A 22,221-nucleotide genomic window follows, 5' to 3' on the forward strand; every position below is an offset into this window, starting at 1 on the left:
TAATATTAAATTAACAAAACTACTACATGGTTTGCTTGTAGTAGTTTTGTTGTTTTACTTAATGTTACACCCACATAGACACTATGTAGTTCTATGTGGCGGATTATGTCTTGATGACTAATTCTTAAAAACTTGTGTCAGCCATTTGTCAAAATCCAATATCCACTTACCATCTCCGACACCAAAACCATGAGGCCAATCTTGTAGAGCATGGGATCCAACTGCGACACCTGCCTGCTGTCAAGGCATTGACACATGCCTTAAATTCATTAACAAAGGGATCTCTTGTGCCATAAACGAAAAAAGCAGGGGGTAAATCCGAGCTCTTAAATTTTTCAACATCTGTAGATGCAACACTCAGTCTTCCATAAAAGGAATAGACCATTCCCACCGCACTGACATCGGCAGATATCTTATCCAATTCATCCGGTACATAGCTTCGATAACCTAAGGGTTAAAACTGAAATAAGAATATACATCTTGCAGTTGAAGCAGATATGTAAGCAGTTCTTACTTTATATATGACTTTGAGTTAACTTCAAGTGGTAGAATGTTATATAGGCTATCAAACGAGAGAAGGTGATGATATTTCATGTACAATCCACAGTTAGACACTTTTATTCAGGTCGCAGATTCAGGAAGCTTTTCCAAAGCTGCGGAGGAGCTGCATATTTCTCCAACCGCAGTGATCAAGCAAATCAATCTGTTGGAGTCCAACTCGAATTTGAGGCTGATTGCCCGTACACACCGGGGGATTACTTTGACCGAAGCGGGAAAGTCCCTATACAAAGACACAAAATACCTCATTCAGTATTCTAAGGACTCTCTTGTCAGGGCGAGAAATGCGATGCAGAGCAATGAAAATATTATTCGCATCGGCACTTCGCTTATGACACCGACCCAATTCCTGATGGAGCTGTGGCCTAAAATTCACGAGCATTGCCCAGAGCTGAAGTTTAAGTTGGTTCCCTTTGAGAATACACCGGAAAACGCAAGGGAAATCTTAAAAAATTTGGGGCAGAATATCGATCTTGTAGCAGGTTTGTTTGATGGAGCATCTTTAAAATACCGTGGCAGCGCAGCATTGGAACTTTCCAAAGAGCCGATTTGCTGTGCGGTGTCCATTCACCATAGGCTTGCCGTAAAAAGTAAATTAACTGTTTCGGATTTGTTCGGTGAAAATCTGATGCTAATTCGGCGGGGCTGGAACAGCTATGTGGATTTACTGCGGGACAATATTTGGGAAAACTATCCCCAAATCAATGTTGTCGATTTTCCTTTTTATGATGTGAGCGTATTCAACCAATGCGAAAGCGGCAATGATGTTTTGATGGCAATTGGAAATTGGGAAAATGTTCACCCCTTGCTGAAAATCCTGCCTGTTCAGTGGGATTATGTCATTCCCTTCGGATTGCTCTATTCTCCAAACCCATCACCTCAAGTCCTTTCATTTATTCGAGCTGTTGCACAGATTTTTGAATTAGATCTGTAAATTAAATATCAAGCAAGAGTTCATAGAGCAGATTGTTCTATGAACTCTTTTTACTTTTAGTTATAACCTAAAGGTTTATGCTCGGGAACATATCGAGACTTCTGTATAAGCTCAATTCTCTTCATAATGTAAGAGAATAAAAAGGAAAATGTTAAGACGGAGGTAGCTCTTAATGAAAAAAGCATATTTTGGCGTGCTCATCGTGTTACTGTTGCTGTTTGTTGCAGGCTTTATGGAGCGCAGCGGTATGACCAAACGTGAGCCGATGCCATCCGATATAAGCAGTCAAGAAAATTCGGAGGGAGGATTTATTCATGTGAATACCGAGACAGCTATCGTCGATGAAATCAATCATCCGGCGTTTCAAGGCTTTGGACGGTTTCTATTTCCGACAGAACACGAGATGCCCGATAAAGAAATGAGGCTGAACGAAATTGATTTGCTTCTGCCTTATCATAACAATATAAATTCTGATACCACCGTAAATGTGCTTAATCATATGATGGATGAAGTGAAAGGTGGAGAAACCATATTTTATGATTACTATACTGAAAGTCAAAAGCAGGATGAACCCGACAAAGGAAATACTGGGCTTTTCTTCTTCCGTGGAGAGCCAAATGCGCCCTTTGCCATTATATGCCCAGGCGGTGGTTTTTCCTATGTAGGCTCTATTCATGAGGGATTTCCCCACGCTTTGGAGCTGAGTAAAAAAGGATACAACGCTTTCGTCATTCAATACCGTGTTGGAGGTGCGGATATTGCCTGTAAAGACCTTGCAGCAGCTATTTCCTACATTTTTGAAAACGCTGAATCACTCAGAGTCGGCACAAAGTACTATTCCGTTTGGGGTAGCTCGGCAGGTGCAAGGATGGCAGCGTATATAGGCTCTTATGGCACGGTTGCCTTTGGCGGTGCAGACTTGCCAAAACCAAGTACAGTGATAATGGCTTATACAGGTCACTCCGATTATACAACGGATGATCCTCCCACATTCGCTGTGGTGGGTGAGCGTGACGGAATTGCCAATCCTTCTATAATGCAGCGGCGTATCAATGCTCTGAAAAGCGCTGGCATCAATACGGAGTATCACGAATACCCAAATCTCGGTCACGGCTTCGGACTTGGCATTGGAACTTCTGCGGAAGGATGGCTAAACGATGCCGTTCAGTTTTGGGAAAAACAAATGTCTGATTAACGAAAGGAGTATTGCATACTATGAATAATTTTGTACTTGAAAACTCAACAAAGGTTTATTTCGGGAAAGGCTGCGTAAAAGAGTATCTTGCCGATGCACTCAGCAGTTACGGAAATAACGTGTTGCTGGCCTATGGCGGCGGTTCCATTAAAAAGAACGGTGTTTATGACGAGGTAACCGCTATATTAGAAGCTGAAGGGAAAAATATCATTGAATTTGCAAATATTATGGCAAACCCTACCTATGAAAAGGTGCTAGAGGGTGCAAAGCTTGTAAAAGAAAATCAGGTGGATGTCATTCTCGGTGTAGGCGGTGGCTCCGTGATGGATTGCTGTAAAGCGGTTTCTATGGCGGCTGTTTGCCAGGAGGATGTGTGGGAGAATTTCTGGGCAAGACCAGGCATTATGGATTTTGAGCCCTTACCCCTCGGCGTAATTGTCACCGTTTCCGGTACCGGAAGCGAGATGAATGGTGGTGCGGTGATTACTAATGAAGAAGTCAAGGTGAAAACTGGCCGTGACTACCCAAAGTGTAATCCTAAATTCGCCATGATGAATCCCGAATACACCTTTACCGTGTCCCCAAGTCAAACAGCTTCGGGCGGCTTTGACATTTTAAGCCACATCATGGAAACCTATTTTAGCGATCCCAATGAGGACAATGTTTCGGACGATATCTCCGAAGCGCTGATGAGAAGCGTCATCCGCAATCTTCCAATTGCCCTGAAAAATCCGTCGGACTATACGGCTCGGAGCAATCTCATGTGGGCATCTACTATGGCGGAAAACCGAATCATCAAACTGGGAAAAAAGGCTGACTTTCAGGCGCATCAAATTGAGCATCAGCTTGGCGCATATACGGATTGCAATCACGGCTGCGGTTTAGCGGTCATAAGCCCGGTCTATTATAAACATATCTATTCCTATGGACTTTCTAAGTTTGTATGTTTTGCTCAAAATGTATGGAATATCCAGGCAGAAGGCAAAACGGAGGATGAGCTAGCAAGAGCGGGTATTGAGGCGCTGTCTGATTTCATCAAAGAAATTGGCTTGCCAACGACACTACGGGAGCTTGGTATTACGGATAAGGATATGCTAAAGCAGGTTGCCAACTCCTGCAACATCTCTGCTGGAAGCTATAAGAGGATGACCCATCAGGAAATATTGAAGATTTTAGAAGAATGTTATTAATAACAGAGGAGTTAAAAGCATGAAAAAAGTTATTTCTTTTATACTGACGATAATCATGATTTTTGCATTGTCTGCCTGCGGTAGTAAAGAAAACCCTTCAACGAGCGGTACGCAGTCTTCTGCTCCAAATACTACGTCTGAGTCTTCTAAAGAGCCCTCAAAGGAAAGTAAGACTACAGATAAAACAACACCTAATGCAGAGGTTAGCAACCAAAATATCTTGGTAGTCTATTTCACTATGCCGGAAACTGACGGTGTAGATACTGTGGCAGGAGCCAGCCGCGTGGCAGCGGATGGTAAAGTGATCGGCAATACCCAGTTTGTTGCTCAAGCAATTCAGAAAACTATCGGCGGCGACTTATTTGCAATTGAAACTGTGAAACAGTATCCGAGAAGGCATGACTCTCTTGTGGAGCAGGCTGCAGAGGAAAAGGATGCAAATGCAAGACCGAAACTGTCTACACATATTCAAAAACTAGACAATTACGATGTGATTTTTGTTGGTTACCCAATCTGGTGGTCAGATATGCCTAAGCCGATGTACACTTTCTTCGAAGAATATGATTTCAGCGGTAAGACTATCATTCCCTTTTCCACACATGGCGGTAACGGATTAGCTAGTACTATTAGTACTATTGCGGACCTGCAGCCTAATGCCACAGTAGTAAAAGATGGATTTACTGTATCCAGAAACAGCGTAGCATCCTCTGAAAAGGATGTGGTTTCGTGGGTTCAGAAGCTTGGTTTTCGGAAAAAATAGGGAAATTGCTTCATGAGCTTTGTATAATTATTTTGTTTATGTGTGAGAAAGGAGAAAGCAATGAAAAAGCTATTAGTTTTATCCGGTAGCCCACGAAAGGGCGGCAATTCAGACACGTTATGTGATCAGTTTATAAAGGGTGCAGAAGAGGTTGGTCATTCAGCGACGAAGATTTATGTAAGAGATTGTAAGATAGGAAGCTGCAATGCCTACTATGCTTGCCAAAAGAGCGGTATTTGCGTCAGAAGGATGATATGACAGATATCCTTCAGCAGATGATCGATGCGGATGTCATCGTTCTAGCCACTCCTGTCTATTTTTATTCTATGGACGGTCAGATGAAAACACTGATTGATAGGACACTGCCACGCTATACCAAAATTAAGGATAAAGATTTCTATTTTATTGCCACTGCGGCTGCGGGTAAGAGCGCCATGGAGCGTACCATCGACAGTTTGCATGGATTTACGGATTGTCTGCCAAAGGCTCATGTAAAAGGCGTTATTTATGGAGCAGGTGCATGGCAGCTTGGCGACATTCAGGGGAACAAAGCAATGCGGGAAGCCTATGAAGCAGGCAAAAACGCATGAGAATATACAATAAAAAACAAATAATTGCTGTCCTGTCTATACTGCAAATCTTATCTTTAAGTGGCTGTAGTACCAGGACAGAAACAAATACTAATAGTACTGAAAGCAGATTGTCAGATCGAAGAATAAAAAAGTCCTGATTGTCTACTTTGCTGTTGCAGAAAACTGTGAAGTAGATGCAATTTCTTCTGCCAGTGTGTGTGAAGTGAATGGAGAAGCCAAGGGAAACATCCGTTATTGTAATATAGGAGTTGAGGAAGGAATATGAAGACTAGAAAATTCGGTAACCAAGGGTTAGTTGTTTCAGAAATAGGACTTGGTTGTATGGGAATGGATCATGCTTATGGCCCATCAGTAGATCGCCATGATATGGTTAAGCTGATTCAAAGATCAGTAGCATTGGGGTGTAATTTTTTTGATACTGCTGTTGTTTATGGACATTCAAATGAAGAGCTAGTAGGTGATGCTCTAAAGCCTTTTAAAGGAAAAGTTGTTATTGCCACTAAGTTTGGAATTACTGGAACAGAACTAAAAGAAGGACGACTAGTTCACGTATTAGATAGCAGGCCGGAATCCATTAGAAAACAAATACAAGGATCTTTAAGTCGTTTAAAAGTAAACTGCATTGATTTATACTATCAACACCGTATTGATCCTAAAGTAGAACCGGAGATCGTTGCAGCCGTGATGAAAGAATTAATATCAGAGGGTAAAATTAAACACTGGGGGTTATCAAACGCGCCAATGGATTATATGAGACGTGCTCATGCTGTTTGCCCTGTTACTGCTATTGAAAATCAATATTCAATGATGTGGCGTGAACCTGAAAAAGAGTTGTTTAAGGTTTGTGAAGAACTAGGGATTGGATTTGTAGCTTACAGTCCATTAGGAAATGGCTTCTTAAGTGGAAAATATGCAAAAGATACAAAATATCAAGAAGGTGATTTTAGAAATTTCATGGGAAGATTTAAACCTGAGGTAATTGATCACAATCAGGTATTATTAGATTTAATTGCACAAATAGCTGAGAGGAAAAATGCCACTTCAGCACAGACTGTTCTAGCGTGGGAATTAGCACAAAAGCCTTATATTGTTCCAATTCCTGGTACAACAAAATTGCATCGATTAGAAGAAAATTTGGGAGCTGCTAATATTCAATTAACAGGGGAAGAATTAGCTAGTATCAATGAAGCTTTATCTAAAATTGATATAGATGAAACCCATTTTTAATAATTTAGGGACGTATAAGTATTAACAGTGATTTAATGTGCACTCAACAGCGAAATGAATTTATAGAAATTAGGTTAAACTCTATTTTGCGAGAAAGTATAAAGGGTTTAACTGCAGGCGCCCCCCTTATTTTAGGGGGTACATTATTATGCAAAATCAATATTAATGCGTTTTAGAATCACTTAACTGCCAAAACACACGTTAAGACGGTGATTCTCCTGCAAAGAAAACACACCCATAAATTTAGTGTTAAGCGAGTGGCGGCGACGATATATTTAGTATTTTTGGACGAAAAGGACATATTCCCTTGAACCGGAAGAGTAGTCAGAGGAAACATAAATTCGTACAATATGTTCTGGTACACTTTCGCGTTGAGACCGTTGTGTTGATAGGGCAGAAGTAGCTAGATATCTGCGGTTTTAATGTTTAGGAGTAGTTTTCTAAATGTATTTTATGTTTCCATGGACGCTTGTTCAGAGGAAACTTTTTGTTTAGGGGGTCGTACTTTGACGCAGAAATAAAATGTTTATGATTTGGGTAGAAGCAATTTGTATCTGCCTTTTTGTTCCTAGGACTTTAGTCACTTGAAAATTACCATAATTTTAGAGATGCCAACCTCATTTCCAATTGTTAATATTAAGGAAGGTATGAATTCTACAAAAAGAGAAATGAGGACGTAAATGACCAATCGTAGACATCAGAGCTTAATCTCACTCAAAAATTTCAAAAAGATTTTGGTTCTTCTCTTGACTTTTCTTTTGCTAACGCCCTCGTTTACATTAGCCAATACAACAACATCGTCAGCCTTTGATCAAGCTACGGTCGTTCCCCTTAATTTCGTGCCGATTGATTCATTGCTTAATCCTACAGAACCCATTTTGTATTTTACCTCTGTAGCGGAGAAGGAAGTTTACGCCTTTAATTACCAAACCAAAGAGATGAAGAGTTTATCGCTCAGTCTTGCCCCGGAACGCATGGCTTTTCAAAATAATGAGCTTTATGTAACCATGACTTACGGACACTCTAATTATAACACACCACTAAACGGCTCGATTGCCATTATCGACCCGAACAGTTTAACACTTAAAGACACGATCCCAGTGGCGACGGATCCTTATAGCGTCGTTGTCGACAATGACGGCTCTATTTACGTTTTCCCAGGGTCAGGCCAATGGGGCAGTGTTTTAAGTTATGATCGAAATAGCAAAAAGCAGATTAGCCAATCCACGAGCGTTTTTACCATGATGCTAAGTCGTTTTAATCCTAAAACCAACACCGTTATCACCGTGGATAAAGATGTTTCTCCGCTGGATCTGTTCAAATTCGAGGTAACACAAGGCCAATTCAAGACCTATATGGATTCCCCTTATCATGGGGATTTTCCGTTAACGAGTTGGATTCAAATTTCTCCCGATGGGAAGTATGTTTTTAACTCCTCCGGTCACATTTTTTCTGACAGTCTTCAGCATGTGACTAAGCTTAACAATAGCTTTTCTGATGTGGCCTTTGATTCTGAGCATGATCGCTTCTTTACCGGGGAGAATCCTAAGCTTGTTATCGCTTATGATTATAATCAAGGGGTTGTTGATGAATCGAACCGCTTCCAAGCCGCGGGTTCTTTTTATACTCTAGGAGATGTCAGCCGCTTGTTCTATCAAAACAATACCCTTATTTCGGTCTCAACACTGGCGCAAAACCAATATTTCTTAGAGATATATAACATGCCTTCTGACGGTTTGCCCAAAACGAATCCCGCAGCCACATTGAATGATGGGTGGGTTGCGCCGGCACTTACACCGGTGACCCCGGACATTAAAATGTTTTCCTTAGGTCTCACCCCGTTGGATTCGCTTATTGATCCAACCCGTCCGGTACTCTACCTGACGAACAATAACTCAAATTCGGTCTATGCCTTCAACTACGAAACAAACACCATGTCTGAAGTGAAATTTTCATTAAAACCAGAGAGGTTAGCTTTCTATAATAATGAACTCTATGTTACCTTGACCCATGGACATGAATACTGGACAACAAGTCAACTCTCAGGCGCTATCGGTATCATAGATGCTAATAGTTTCACGTTTAAAGATCAGATTAATGTAGACACGGATCCTTATGATCTACACGTAGACCATGACGGCTTCATCTATGTTTTGCCGGGATCGAATCAATGGCAGCCAATTTTGGCTTACTCAAGGATTACCAAACAAAAGGTAGGGGCAAGCACGACATTTAGAGCATGGAGCTTAGCTGAGCCTAATCCGATCGATAACGGCTTTTATACGGTTGATACGGATTCGTCCCCCCGTGATATGCAGAAGGCTGTTGTTTCCCAAGGTCAATTCCAAAAAGTGTTTGATTCTCCGTATCATGGAGATTATCCCATGGCAACGAACTTCCGGGTTTCCCCAGATGGCCGCTTTGTCTTTAACGGGAGCGGGGAGATTTTTGATAGCATATTGAGTCATGTTAGTACGATCTCAGCCTTTATCGACATTGCCTTTGACGTCCAGAATGAGCGCATATTCGCTAGCAGCCAAGATGGGATAATTACAATTTATGACTATAACAATAATAACCTCGGTCGGGTATTTCACAAATTAGGTACCTTTAAGAACGGTGAAACTGTAGATAACCTTTATTATCGTGATAATCAGCTATTTGTTCTCGGTAACAATGGGCTGAGGGTCTATACCATTGAACCTGGAACAATCCCGTCAAACGGCGGCGAAGTTGATGGGATCAAGACAACCCCGGTGGATAATAGTGCCCCTTTTGCTTTAAAAGACGTTTATCCCACGAATAACTCCAGTGATTTACCCGTTAATACACCGATTGCTGCGCAGTTTAATCATAACATCCAATCGGGGGTGAATAATAATACTATCTCTATAACCGATTCAACGGGCAAAAGTATCCCCATCTCAACTCATATTAGCGACAATGTCTTACTCATCTTACCCAAAGAGGATTTAGCGTATAGTACCACCTATACCGCCCTTATTCCGGCAAGAGCTGTCTCTGATGTGAATAATACGGATTATGGCCAAGAGATTAAACTTCAATTTCAGACCGGCAGTGAGTTTAATCGTCTGGGTGGAGCGGATCGTATAGGGACCAGTGTCACGATTTCTCAAGAAGGTTGGCCCTCTTCGGATTTGGTGGTGTTAGCAACAGCGGAAGATTTTCCGGATGCCTTAGCTGCAGCCCCTTTAGCTAAACAGTATGCAGCTCCGATCCTGTTAACTGAGCACAATAAGCTTTCATCCGCTACTGCGGAAGAAATTAAGCGCCTCAATCCCAGTACCATTGCTATCATTGGGGGCACTGGTGCAATATCTCAAGGAATTGAAGACGAATTAACCGCTAAAGGCAAAGAATGTGTACGTATTGCAGGGCAAGACCGTTATCAAACGTCTTTAGAAATTGCAAGGTACCTTGATGCACCGAAAGATGTCTTCGTCGTCTCCGGTGAAAATTTTCCTGATGCGCTGTCCATTGCCTCATATGCAGCAGCTAACGGGGATCCCATCATTCTCTCCGAGCAAAAGGGATTAGTAAAGGATTCTTTAGATTATATTCACTCACTTGGAGTGAATAATTCCTATATTATTGGCGGAACCGGGGTTCTAGCACAAAGTATCGAGCAGCAAGTTCCTAGCCCTAAACGTATTGCAGGGCAGGATCGCTATGAAACAAACTACAAAGTTCTCTCATCGTTGAATTTCGACTTCACCAATACCTTTTTTGCCACAGGAACGAATTTCCCTGATGCCCTATCCGGTTCTGCTTTAGCTGGACTAGTGAATGCCCCCATCGTTCTCTTATCAGGTAATGAAGCAGGCAAGACACCGGCATGGAACAACCTAGAGAGCAAGATGAAGATGAAATATATGCTTGGTGGCGAAGGGGTTGTTCCGTCAAGCACGCTCATGAATGTATTCGCGAGAAACTAATTAGGATCGTTCCACAGATTAAGGCAACTTTTATAACTCAAGGCAGATACGGATTTGTGTCTGCCTTTTCTGATTCCCAATAGAATTTGAAGAATGGAACATTAGGGTGTAATAAAAGGTTACAGTCGTATTGATAGAGCGGGAGTAGCTTGGAATTTAAGTTAACAAGAAATGACTTTGAGTTTTATAAAATAATTTATGCCGATCCCGCTCAATTGTGGTTTCAAAATGGAACGGTTCGCCTCCACAATAAAATCACTCAATAATTGATACAAATAAAAGTCCAGTATAACTGGGCTTTTTTGCATTTTAGGCTAAATTTAGCCTTGTTTAAGAAGGCGTTTTTTTGTTTTTGCACCCAATTGTTAAAAGATGCACCCTCCTCAGGAAAATTCCTACCTTTCGTTAAAAAGTATAGGAATCGTTAAAAAGTATGAATTAAGATCGATTGACATGTTCCCTTGAACGCAGCACGTTGAGACGGTAGTTCTCCTCAATAGAAAACACACCACAATATAGTGTATAAACACGATCATATCAACACTATATGTTGTGGTTTTGATGGAAATGGATATGTTTCCGTGGACTTAAGGGGTTGAGTAGGTAGACATGTTAAGGCTCACATAGCCGGTGTATCTATGGGTAAATATTTTAGGAGTGAGCGATAAATGGTTGATAATAATACAATAGACAGGGGAGGAATATGACAATGGACGAAAAAATAACGAACAAAATCAAAGCGGACAAGGGGCAACGCCATTCGCTCAAACTTATTTTCATGGAACAAAGGTAGACTTAAAAATTGGGGACCTGATTGAAGTTGGTTACAACTCAAACTATGGGCAGAGAAAAAATGCGAATTCATTTTCTTGTCTGCAACATTAGATGCTGCAATTTGGGGTGCTGAACTTGCTATTGGTGAAGGAAGAGAAAGAATTTATTTAGTAGAACCAACAGGAAAAATTGAAGACGACCCCGATTTAACAAACTCCGGACTAGCAGGACGATTAACAATGTCTCAGCAGGAGCGCTGGCCTTTAGGCGGCAATCGTTTTGAATCAATACTCTTTAAATACTTCAGATAAATCTATACGTATCGACTTCGATATCTCAGATTCTATTATTTCAGTTTCGCAATAGATGTCGGGGTGACCGAATTTCCCTTCTTTGTCCCATTTAAAAACTACGACAGTTTTTTGTTCGGGGTAGATTATCCAATATTGATTTACACCGGCTTTTTCATAGAGATAAAACTTATCCTTAATGTCTTTACGCAGAGTAGATTGGGATGTTACCTCAATTACTTGATTTGGGCCACCGACACATCCGTGATGATCCAGCTTAGTTCGATCACAGATAATAGCTAGATCAGGTTGTACAACAGTGAAGATATCGTCGCTCTTTTTCTCTTGTTCCGGTAATCTTACATCAAAAGGGGCGCCAAAAACTTGGCAAGGACTGTCTTTAAGAGCGTTGTAAAATTGAGCTATGAGCGTAGTAACAATTTTCTGGTGTTGTGTCAATGGAGCGGGAGTCATATTATAAGGAATTCAGTTGATGAGCTCCCACTGTTCTTCTTCCGACCAAGTTAGATAGTCTTATAAGTAAATTTACGGTCAAGATTCTGTTCAGGTTGACTCATCAAGGATCCTCCTAACAAAGTTAGTTAGCTTTCAAAGCTCATTTTTTGTTACTTACAGGAATGCTCCTTGATTCTATATAAGGCAGAGCAGTTCCTTTCTTATCTGTTGGTTGTCCTAGGTGCTCAATTGAATAAATTGGAAACAAAAAGTGGTATGCTCAAGGAGATGGTTATCAGTCAGTGTCAAAACACAACAGGGACCGAAACAGAATAGTTAAAATTAAATTGAATATTTTGTGACATTTATTAGTTGCGGGAAATAGTATGGAATAAAAGATCGGGTGTAACTAAAAAGGAGCTGTCAAATATGCCTTTTATCACAAGATATTCAATAACAACTAATGGCGCAATAACTTTTACCGGAAATACACTGGGTTTAAGTCAATTGATAAATGTTAATCAAGCTGGAACCCAAGGTAGCATCGGCGCATTTATTTCGCTTTCAGGATCACAGGTCCCAACTTTCCCTGTTGGGACAACCCTAGACTATCTGGATAACAGTTCCCAGGCCATATTAACTATTCCCCCTGGCAGTACAATCCTTTATGCTGAACTCATTTGGGGTGGTAATTACCTAACACGCGATCAAAATATCAGTGGGCTACTCAACGACTCCATTACATTTACCACCCCGCTGGGAAACAATACTATTGCTCCCGACCCGGCTACAGCAAATCAGCCAACAACGGTTGTAGGTGTTAATACATTAGGCTTCTATATGCGTTCTGCCGATGTAACCAGTCTCGTCCAAGCGTCAGGCAGCGGGACATATTCTGTTGGAAGTGTTCCTGGGCTTGTTGACCCATTATTTGTATCAACTTCTGACTCAAACCATGCCGGCTGGACTTTGGCAGTAGTTTATGGAAATCCGAGCCTGCCTGCTCGCGATTTAGTTTTATTTGTAGGTGCTGAAATAATTCAAATAGGTACCAGCACAGATATCTCCTTAAGCGGATTCGAGACCCCAGTTGTCGGCACGGTCAATGGACGAATTCTTTTAAGCGCTCAGGAAGGGGATGCGAATATTGCTGGAGACCAAGCACTTTTTGGACCGTCTGTTGGCACTTTAGGAATACTTTCGGGACCTAACAACCCGGTAACTAACTTTTTTGGTTCTCAGATCAATAACGATTCGGGTAATCTTGATACAACGGGAACGTTCGGAGATAGAAACCAAGATCCGTTTACCTTGACAAATACTGTCGCAGGCCGACAGGGCTGGGATATAACAAACGTTGATGCTTCCCTTTACCTGACAAACGCGCAAACAACCGCGGTGTTACGACTTAGTACTTCTGGGGATCTCTACATGCCAAACACAATAGGTATTCAGATCGATGTCAACGCTCCAAACTTGCAGCCTGTCAAAAGTGTGGATAAAGCCTTTGCAGCGGTAGGAGATACTTTGACCTATACTGTCGTCATTCCCAACAATGGCCAAGCGGATGCAACCAACGTTATATTTACGGATACAGAACCCCCGGACACTACCTTTGTCCCCGGCAGTTTTACGCTGAATGGCGCGCCTGTATTAGGCGCAGACCCCAATGTGGGGGTAAATATCGGGACCATTCCGGTCAGCGGTTCAGCAACGGTTACCTTCCAGGTGCTAATCGAGGCTTTGCCTACCCCTAACCCCATCGTCAATCAGGCAGCCATGAACTACGAGTATCAAAGCAGCGTCGGAGGACCGATTCTGAGCGGTTCTGCAATCAGCAATCAAGTGACTACGCAGGTTAATGTGGCAGAGCTGACGATGGTCAAAAGTGTGGATCAGGCTTTTGCAACGATAGGGGATACCCTGACCTATACTACGGTGATTACGAATACAGGCGATGTATTAGCCAGTAACATTTTCTTTGAAGATATCCCTCCGGCGGGATCTCTGTTTGTGCCAAACAGTGTAACGGTAAACGCTGTCGCTCAACCCGGGGTCGATCCCAGTGTTGGTTTTAATATCGGCGATCTTGCGGCAGGAGCAACAGTCACCGTAACGTTCCAGGTCATTGTTAATTCACTCCCTGTACCCGCCCAATTAATCAATACGTCAACGGCGACTTTCCAGTACCAGATTGACCCAGGACAGCCTCCTGTGACGGAAACAGCAAGCAGCAATTCCGTCACAACTCAAGTAAATGTGGCTTCGGTCAGTGTGGTCAAGAGCGTCGATCAGGCTACGGCTATCACGGGAGATATCCTCACTTATACGACTGTGATCACTAATAACGGCAATATCCCCTTGTTAAATGTCATCTTCACAGACACCCCGCCGGCAGGCTCAAGCTTTGTTCCCGGCAGCGTAACTCTTAACGGGGTTTCGCAACCCTTGGACGATCCCAGTCCCCCCGGATTTTCAATCGGAGATATCCCCAGCGGAGCAGCCGTTACGGTAACCTTTCAAGTTCTTGTAACCGTCATACCTGTGCCGCCGACACTTCCGGAGTTGATTAATACTTCAACCATTGATTACCAATATCAGATTGATCCGAATTTGCCGCCGTTAAATGGCACAGCAACCAGCAATCCGGTCATAACCGAGGTCATTTTAGGAGAGCTGGGGGTTGTCAAAAGCGTGGATCAGGCCTTTGCCACGGTAGGGGATACTCTGACCTATACCTCAGTGATCACCAATCAAGGGAATGTCGAGGCCAGTAATATATTTTTCCTGGATGCGCCTCCGGTGGGCACCGCCTTTATCCCCGGAAGCGTCACGATCAATGGATTGCCTCAGGCAGGACTAGATCCTGCGGCTGGGTTTAGTATCCCGGCCAGTCCTCCCAATGATGTCCTTGCGCCGGGCGGAGTAGTGACGGTAGCCTTTCAGGTGACAATATCCGTCCTGCCTGTCCCGCCGCTGTTAACCAATGAATCGATAGTAAACTACCAGTTCGGGGAGTCGCCCATTATTGTCACCGCCCCAAGCAATCCGGTCACAACTCAAGTGAATGTAGCCCTCGTCAATGTGGTCAAGAGTGTCGATCAGGCTACGGCCATCACAGGGGACATCCTGACGTATACGACCGTGATTACCAATGATGGCAACATCCCCTTGCTGAACGTGATCTTCACGGACACTCCGCCGGCAGGCACGAGCTTTGTCCCCGGCAGTGTCACGGTTAACGGCGTCTCCCAGCCTCTAGCTAACCCGAACCCTCCGGGATTCCCAATCGGAGATATTGCTGTGGGAGCAACAGTCACCGTAAACTTCCAGGTTACCGTAACCGTTGTACCTGTGCCGCCGGCGCTTCCGGTGTTAACGAATACGTCAACCATCGATTATCAGTATCAGATCGATCCGAACTTACCGCCGTTAAATGGCACAATGACCAGTAATCCTGTGGTAACCGAAGTCATCCTGGGAGAACTTGGGGTCGACAAAAGTGTGGATCATGAGTTTGCCACCGTAGGAGATACCTTGACCTATACCTCAGTGATCACCAATCAAGGCAATGTAGAGGCCAATAATATATTTTTCCTGGATTTACCTCCGGCAGGCACCGCCTTTGTCCCCGGAAGCGTCACGATCAATGGAGTACCGCAAGCAGGCCTGGATCCTGCGGCTGGGTTTAGTATCCCGGCGGGTCCTCCCAATGACGTCCTTCCTCCCGGGGGAGCGGTGACCGTAACCTTCCAAGTGACGATATCTGCACTTCCGGTTCCACCGCAAATAACGAATAACTCCTTGGTAGAGTACCAATTCGGGAGCCGCCGGTAATCGTCACGGCGGTAAGCAATCCGGTCACAACCCAAGTAAATGCAGCTCTGGTCAACGTGGTCAAGAGCGTGGATAAGGTCACGGCCATCACCGGAGAAATCCTGACTTATACGACGGTGATCAGCAATAACGGCAACGTCCCCTTGTTAAATGTCATCTTCACGGATACCCCGCCGGTGGGCACGAGCTTTGTTTCCGGCAGTGTAACCGTTAATGGTGTCTCACAGCCCTTGGACAGCCCCATTCCTCCGGGATTTTCAATCGGAGATATTCCTGCGGGAGCAACAGCGACGGTAACGTTTCAGGTTCTGGTAACCGTTGTACCCGTGCCACCGGCAATTCCTGTGTTAACCAATACGTCAACCATCGACTATCAGTATCAGATCGATCCGAACTTACCGCCGTTAAATGGCACAATGACCAGCAATCCGGTGGTAACCGAGGTCATCCTAGGGGAGCTTACGGTGGTCAAAAGCGTAGATCAGGCCTTTGCCACGGTTGGGGATACCCTGACCTATACCTCAGTGATCACCAATCAGGGGAATGTGGAGGCCGGTAATATCTTCTTTCTCGATGTCGTTCCGGTGGGCACTGCTTTTATCCCGGGAAGCGTTACAATTAATGGAGTACCCCAAGCAGGACTAGATCCCACGCTAGGCTTTAGTATCCCGGCGGCTCCTCCCAATGATGTCCTTCCTCCCGGCGGAGTGGTGACGGTAGCCTTTCAGGTCACGATATCTGCCCTGCCGGTGCCGCCCCTGTTAACCAATGATTCCATAGTAAATTATCAGTTCGGTGTGTCGCCTATTATCGTTACAGCGCTAAGCAATCCGGTCACAACCCAAGTGAATACAGCCTCTGTCACTGTGGTAAAGAGCGTGGATCAGGCCACGGCCATCACTGGAGATACCCTGACCTATACAACGGTAATCAGCAATACCGGCAATATTCCTCTGCTGAATGTGATTTTCACGGATACCCCGCCGGTGGGCACCAGCTTTGTTTCCGGCAGTGTAACCGTTAACGGTATCCCGCAACTCTTGGCGAACCCGATTCCTCCGGGATTCATAATAGGCAATATTCCCGCAGGAGCAACAGCCACAGTAACCTTTCAAGTCACGGTAACCGTTGTACCAACCCCGCCGGTATTTCCTGTGTTAACGAATACGTCAACCATCGACTACCAGTATCAGATTGATCCGAATTTACCGCCGTTAAACGGCACAAATACCAGCAATCCGGTTGTAACACTTGTTACAGAGGGTATCGTTGGGGAGCTTGAGGTCGTCAAAAGTGTGGATCAGGCATTTGCCACTGTGGGAGATACCCTGACCTATACTTCGGTGATCACCAATCAAGGCAATGTCGAGGCCAGTAATATATTCTTCATCGATGTCCCTCCAGTGGGCACTGCCTTTAGCCCGGGAACTGTCACAATCAATGGAGTGCCTCAAGCGGGACTGAATCCTACGGTTGGATTTAGTATTCCGGCTGCCCCTCCCAACGATGTCCTGCCTCCCGGAGGCGTGGTGACCGTAGCCTTTCAGGTGACGATAGCCGCCCTGCCGGTTCCTCCGCAAATTACGAATAATTCCTTGGTTGAGTATCAGTTCGGCGATCCGCCGGTTATCGTCACAGCGGAAAGCAATCCGGTCACGACTCAAGTGAATGCCGAGCAGGTCAACGTGATCAAGAGTGTGGATAAAGCTACGGCTATCACCGGCGATATCCTGACCTATACAACGGTGATCGGCAATAGCGGCAACATCCCTTTGTTGAATGTCATCTTCACGGACACTCCACCGGCGGGCACCAGCTTTGTCACCGGCAGTGTCACAGTTAACGGTGTCTCCCAGCCCTTGGCCAATCCCATTCCTCCGGGATTCTCGATCGGAGATATTGCCGTCGGAGCAACAGCCACGGTAACCTTCCAAGTTCTCGTAACCGTTGTACCGGTGCCGCCGGCACTTCCCGTGTTAAGCAATACGTCAACCATCGACTACCAGTATCAAATCGATCCGAATTTACCGCCGTTAAATGGCACAGCCACCAGCAATCCCGCCGTAACCGAGGTTATCGCAGGGGAACTGGGGGTCGTCAAAAGCGTGGATCAGGCCTTTGCCATGGTAGGAGATACCTTGACCTATACCATAGTTATTACTAATCAGGGCAATGTTGAAGCCAGTAATATATTTTTCTTGGATGTCCCTTCGGCAGGCGCTGTCTTTAGCCCGGGATCGGTCACAATTAATGGAGTGCCCCAAGCAGGACTAAATCCTACGCTGGGCTTTAGTATCCCGGCGGCTCCTCCCAATGATGTCCTTCCCCCCGGAGGCGTGGTGACGGTAACCTTTCAGGTGACGATAGCCTCACTCCCGGTTCCTCCGCAGATCAGGAATAATGCCTTGGTAGAGTACCAGTTTGGTGAGCCGCCGGTTATCGTCACGGCGGCAAGCAACACGGTCACAACCCAGGTCAATGCAGCCTCGGTCGACGTGGTCAAGAGTGTCGATAGGCTCACAGCCATTACAGGAGACATCCTGACGTATACAACGTTGATCAGCAATACCGGCAACATCCCCTTGTTGAATGTCATCTTCACAGATACCCCGCCGGTTGGCACCAGCTTTGTCCCAGGCAGTGTTACGGTTAACGGTGTCTCCCAGCCCTTGGTGAACCCGATTCCTCCGGGATTCTCAATCGGAGATATTCCCGTAGGAGGGGCTGTCACGGTAACTTTTCAAGTCACGGTAACCGTTATGCCCGTCCCACCGGTACTTCCGGTGTTAACGAATACGTCAATCATCGACTATCAGTACCAGATCGATCCGAATTTACCGCCGTTAAATGGCACAATGACCAGTAATCCAGTCTCAACCAGAGTTATCCTGGGAGAACTGGGGATTGTCAAAAGCGTGGATCAGGCGTTTGCCACGGTAGGATATACCCTGACCTATACCTCAGTGATCACCAATCAGGGGAATGTGGAGGCCAGTAATATATTTTTCCTGGATGCACCTCCGGTGGGCACTGCGTTTATCCCGGGAACCGTCACGATCAATGGAGTACCCCAAGCGGGACTAAATCCTACGCTGGGCTTTAGTATTCCGGCGAATCCTCCCAATGATGTCCTTCCCCCCGGAGGCGTGGTGACCGTAACCTTTCAGGTGACGATATCGTCACTCCCCGTCCCCCCGCAGATCACCAATAATTCCTTGGTAAACTACCAGTTCGGTACGCCGCCGGTTATTGTTTCAGCGGCAAGCAACCCGGTCACAACCCAGGTAAATGTTGCCCTGGTCAACGTGGTCAAGAGCGTGGATAAGGCTACGGCTATCACAGGAGATATTCTGACGTATACAACGGTGATCAGCAATACCGGCAACGTCCCCTTGTTAAATGTCATCTTCACAGACACCCCGCCGGCCGGCACCAGCTTTGTCCCCGGCAGTGTCACCGTTAATGGTGTTCCACAACTCCCGGCCAACCCCATTCCTCCGGGATTCATAATAGGCAATATTCCCGCAGGGGCAACAGCTACGGTAACCTTTCAGGTCACGGTAACCGTAGTACCGGTGCCGCCGACGCTTCCCGTGTTAAGCAATACGTCAACCATCGACTACCAGTATCAGATTGATCCGAATTTACCGCCGTTAAATGGCACAGTCACCAGCAATCCCGCCGTAACCGAGGTTATCGCAGGGGAACTGGGGATCGTCAAAAGCGTGGATCAGGCGTTTGCCACGCTAGGAGATACCTTGACCTATACCATAGTTATCACGAATCAGGGCAATGTTGAAGCCAGTAATATATTCTTCTTGGATGTCCCTTCGGCAGGCGCTGTCTTTATCCCGGGAACGGTCACGATCAATGGAGTACCTCAGGCAGGACTAAATCCCACGGTAGGATTTAGTATCCCAGCCAGTCCTCCCAATGATGTCCTTCCTCCCGGCGGAGTGGTGACGGTAACCTTTCAGGTGACGATATCTGCACTTACGGTACCGCCGCAGATCAGGAATAATGCCTTGATAGACTATCAGTTCGGTGAGCCGCCGGTTATCGTTTCGGCGGTAAGCAACACGGTCACAACTCAGGTGAATGCAGCCTCGGTCAATGTGGTCAAGAGCGTCGATAAGCTTACGGCCATTACCGGAGATATCCTGACTTATACAACCGTAATTACTAATACCGGCAACATCCCCTTGTCGAATGTGATCTTTACGGACACCCCGCCGGTCGGAACAAGCTTTGTCCCGGGCAGTGTCACAGTTAACGGCATCTCACGGCCCTTGGCCAACCCAATTCCTCCGGGATTCTCAATCGGAGATATTGCCGCCGGAGCAATGGCCACGGTAACCTTTCAGGTCACGGTAACCGTAGTACCGGTGCCACCGGCACTTCCGGTGTTAACAAATACGTCAACCATCGACTACCAATATCAGATTGATCCGAATTTGCCGCCGTTAAATGGCACAGCAACCGGCAATCCAGTCACCACCGAGGTCCTGTTAGGAGAGCTGGGGGTTGTCAAAAGCGTGGATAAGGCGGTTGCAATTGTAGGAGATACCCTGACCTATACTTCAGTGGTCACTAATCAGGGGAATGCAGAGGCCAATAATGTATTTTTCCGGGATGCACCTCCGGTAGGCACTGTCTTTAGCCCGGGAACGGTCACAATCAATGGAGTACCTCAACCAGGACTAAATCCTACGGTAGGATTTAGTATCCCAGCCAGTCCTCCCAATGATGTGATTCCTCCCGGCGGAGTGCTGACCGTAACCTTTCAGGTGACGATAGCCACACTTCCGGTCCCCGCGCAGATCACGAATAATTTCTCGGTTAACTATCGGTTCGGTGAGCCGCCGATTATTGTCACAGCCGTAAGTAATCAGGTCACAACTCAGGTGAATGCAGGGGAGCTAGTGATAGTAGAAAGCGTGGATAAGGCGTTTGCCACCGTAGGGGATACCCTGACCTATACCTCCGTGATCACCAATCAGGGGAATGTGCCGGCCAGCAATGTGTTCTTCCAGGATGTACCGCCAGTGGGCACAGCATTTATCCCAGGAACGGTCACGATCAATGGAGTGCCCCAAGCAGGGCTAAATCCTGCGGCAGGATTTAGCATCCCAGCCAGTCCGCCCAATGATGTGGTTCCTCCCGGCGGAGTGGTGACAGTCGCTTATCAGGTGACGATAGCCTCACTCCCGGTCCCTCCTTTGATCACGAATGATGCAATGGTCAACTATCAGTTTGGTGAGCCACCGATTAGTGCTACAGCGGTAAGCAACCCGGTTACAACCCAGGTAAATGTTGCCTTGGTCAACGTGGTCAAGAGCGTGGATAAGGCTTCTGCAACGCTAGGAGATATCCTGACCTATACCATGGTTGTAACGAATACAGGAAATATTACCAGCAATGATGTGTTCTTTACAGATGCGCCGCCGGCAGGTACTGACTTTGTTCCCGGAAGTGTGACCTTTGGCGGCTTAGTACAGCCTAGTCTGAATCCAGCTATTGGCTTTAACTTAGGCAGCATTTCGCCTGGAAGTTCTGTGATAGTAAGTTTTGAAGTACAGATTGCTTCAGGATTAGCACCCTTCAGCATCATTAATCAGGCTCAGGTTACCTTCAATTATCGGATAGATCCCAGCGGGCCTCCCGTTCAAGGTAGTGCGACAAGCAATCCTGTTCAAACAAACGTTAATGAAATTATGGAGTCAGTTTGTATCGTTGCTCAGAAAGTATACTTCTCGTGTCAACAACGGGAATGTTTCCCGACCTTTACGGTTGAGCTCCCTACCACAGGAGGTCCCTTCACCTTCTTGAGTATAGAGTTCGGAAATGGAGTTATCGTCGGCAGTCCTATCTTCACCCCGATTCCTTCCCGTCCCAATTTCTCAAGGGCCCAATTTACAGTACGAATTCCTTATGTGTTGGTATTGAAAAACGCCCTTAATGAATCCGTCCAATTAAGTGGAGACTTGCCAGACATTCAGAAGGATATAGTAGTTTACCTTCCGCCAAGCCGCTCAGAGCTGGAATTAAGTTTACTTGTTGAAACACGAACTCAGCTCCTGACGAATCCAACCTTCTCAGATGCTAGTGTCGAACTTGCGATTGGTAGTTTTATCATTACCAAAATAACCGGGATAGTGCAACTCCTTATACCGGCGTTTGGATTCTGCCCTGAACCGTCCCCATGTGAAGAGTTTGTGCCTGATGATCAAAATTCATGTCTGATTTTTACGGATCCCACTCTCACACCGTTTCCAAATGATTTCTTTCCACCTCAATTGGACACAGCTACTTGTATGAGCTAGTGTTATGCTCTCTGAAAAGGCCCAACTACACATGTTAAAAAGTTGGGCCTTTGAAAAAAGTATAGTATTTACCTAAGTCTTACAGAATAGACCCAAAGATTTAGGAGTAATAAGATTTCAAGGTTCTT

At 45.4% G+C, this 22,221-nt stretch carries 9 protein-coding genes and 2 pseudogenes; 10 read left to right on the forward strand and 1 reads right to left on the reverse strand.

Features of this window, described 5'->3' with window-relative positions:
* Nucleotides 1–592 precede the first annotated feature (592 nt).
* The 8 genes and pseudogenes from ACZ42W_RS01120 to ACZ42W_RS01155 all read left to right on the forward strand — a co-directional run bounded on the left by ACZ42W_RS01120 (nucleotide 593) and on the right by ACZ42W_RS01155 (nucleotide 11,498).
* Nucleotides 593–1,492 carry a LysR family transcriptional regulator gene (locus ACZ42W_RS01120; protein ID WP_464167779.1) on the forward strand — a complete coding sequence of 300 codons (900 nt, stop codon included), beginning with the start codon at nucleotides 593–595 and terminating at the stop codon, nucleotides 1,490–1,492.
* A gap of 172 nt (nucleotides 1,493–1,664) precedes the next feature.
* Nucleotides 1,665–2,687, forward strand: a complete 1,023-nt coding sequence (locus tag ACZ42W_RS01125; protein WP_464167781.1) for an alpha/beta hydrolase — start codon at nucleotides 1,665–1,667, stop codon at nucleotides 2,685–2,687.
* A 20-nt stretch (nucleotides 2,688–2,707) separates the two neighbouring features.
* Nucleotides 2,708–3,877 carry an iron-containing alcohol dehydrogenase gene (locus tag ACZ42W_RS01130; protein WP_464167782.1) on the forward strand — a complete coding sequence of 390 codons (1,170 nt, stop codon included), beginning with the start codon at nucleotides 2,708–2,710 and terminating at the stop codon, nucleotides 3,875–3,877.
* 19 nt (nucleotides 3,878–3,896) lie between these two features.
* Nucleotides 3,897–4,637, forward strand: a complete 741-nt coding sequence (locus tag ACZ42W_RS01135) for a flavodoxin (RefSeq protein WP_464167783.1) — start codon at nucleotides 3,897–3,899, stop codon at nucleotides 4,635–4,637.
* Between the two features lie 60 nt (nucleotides 4,638–4,697).
* Nucleotides 4,698–5,227 (forward strand): annotated as a pseudogene (locus tag ACZ42W_RS01140) (flavodoxin family protein).
* Between the two features lie 264 nt (nucleotides 5,228–5,491).
* Nucleotides 5,492–6,457, forward strand: a complete 966-nt coding sequence (locus ACZ42W_RS01145; RefSeq protein WP_464167784.1) for an aldo/keto reductase — start codon at nucleotides 5,492–5,494, stop codon at nucleotides 6,455–6,457.
* Between the two features lie 680 nt (nucleotides 6,458–7,137).
* Nucleotides 7,138–10,413, forward strand: coding sequence for a cell wall-binding repeat-containing protein (locus tag ACZ42W_RS01150; protein WP_464167785.1), 3,276 nt, complete (start codon nucleotides 7,138–7,140; stop codon nucleotides 10,411–10,413).
* A gap of 813 nt (nucleotides 10,414–11,226) precedes the next feature.
* Nucleotides 11,227–11,498, forward strand: a pseudogene (locus tag ACZ42W_RS01155) (NAD(+)--rifampin ADP-ribosyltransferase).
* On the opposite strand, the gene ACZ42W_RS01160 reads toward ACZ42W_RS01155, so the two are convergent.
* A complete protein-coding gene (locus tag ACZ42W_RS01160) occupies nucleotides 11,472–11,936 on the reverse strand; it encodes a Uma2 family endonuclease (RefSeq protein WP_464167786.1) in 465 nt (154 codons plus the stop codon). The pseudogene ACZ42W_RS01155 and the gene ACZ42W_RS01160 overlap by 27 nt on opposite strands.
* A 426-nt stretch (nucleotides 11,937–12,362) precedes the next feature.
* Here ACZ42W_RS01160 and ACZ42W_RS01165 point away from each other — a divergent pair, with 426 nt between their 5' ends.
* Entirely contained in the window at nucleotides 12,363–15,770 is a 3,408-nt protein-coding gene (locus tag ACZ42W_RS01165; protein WP_464167788.1) for a DUF7507 domain-containing protein, read from the forward strand.
* Between the two features lie 68 nt (nucleotides 15,771–15,838).
* Nucleotides 15,839–22,093 carry a DUF7507 domain-containing protein gene (locus ACZ42W_RS01170; RefSeq protein WP_464167789.1) on the forward strand — a complete coding sequence of 2,085 codons (6,255 nt, stop codon included), beginning with the start codon at nucleotides 15,839–15,841 and terminating at the stop codon, nucleotides 22,091–22,093.
* Nucleotides 22,094–22,221 lie beyond the last annotated feature (128 nt).

Source organism: Desulfitobacterium elongatum, assembly GCF_055378975.1.

Coding starts and splice junctions, on each gene's coding strand:
- ACZ42W_RS01120 (WP_464167779.1), top strand. CDS start 593: ATGTACAATCCACAGTTAGACACTTTTATTCAGGTCGCAGATTCAGGA.
- ACZ42W_RS01125 (WP_464167781.1), top strand. CDS start 1,665: ATGAAAAAAGCATATTTTGGCGTGCTCATCGTGTTACTGTTGCTGTTT.
- ACZ42W_RS01130 (WP_464167782.1), top strand. CDS start 2,708: ATGAATAATTTTGTACTTGAAAACTCAACAAAGGTTTATTTCGGGAAA.
- ACZ42W_RS01135 (WP_464167783.1), top strand. CDS start 3,897: ATGAAAAAAGTTATTTCTTTTATACTGACGATAATCATGATTTTTGCA.
- ACZ42W_RS01145 (WP_464167784.1), top strand. CDS start 5,492: ATGAAGACTAGAAAATTCGGTAACCAAGGGTTAGTTGTTTCAGAAATA.
- ACZ42W_RS01150 (WP_464167785.1), top strand. CDS start 7,138: ATGACCAATCGTAGACATCAGAGCTTAATCTCACTCAAAAATTTCAAA.
- ACZ42W_RS01165 (WP_464167788.1), top strand. CDS start 12,363: ATGCCTTTTATCACAAGATATTCAATAACAACTAATGGCGCAATAACT.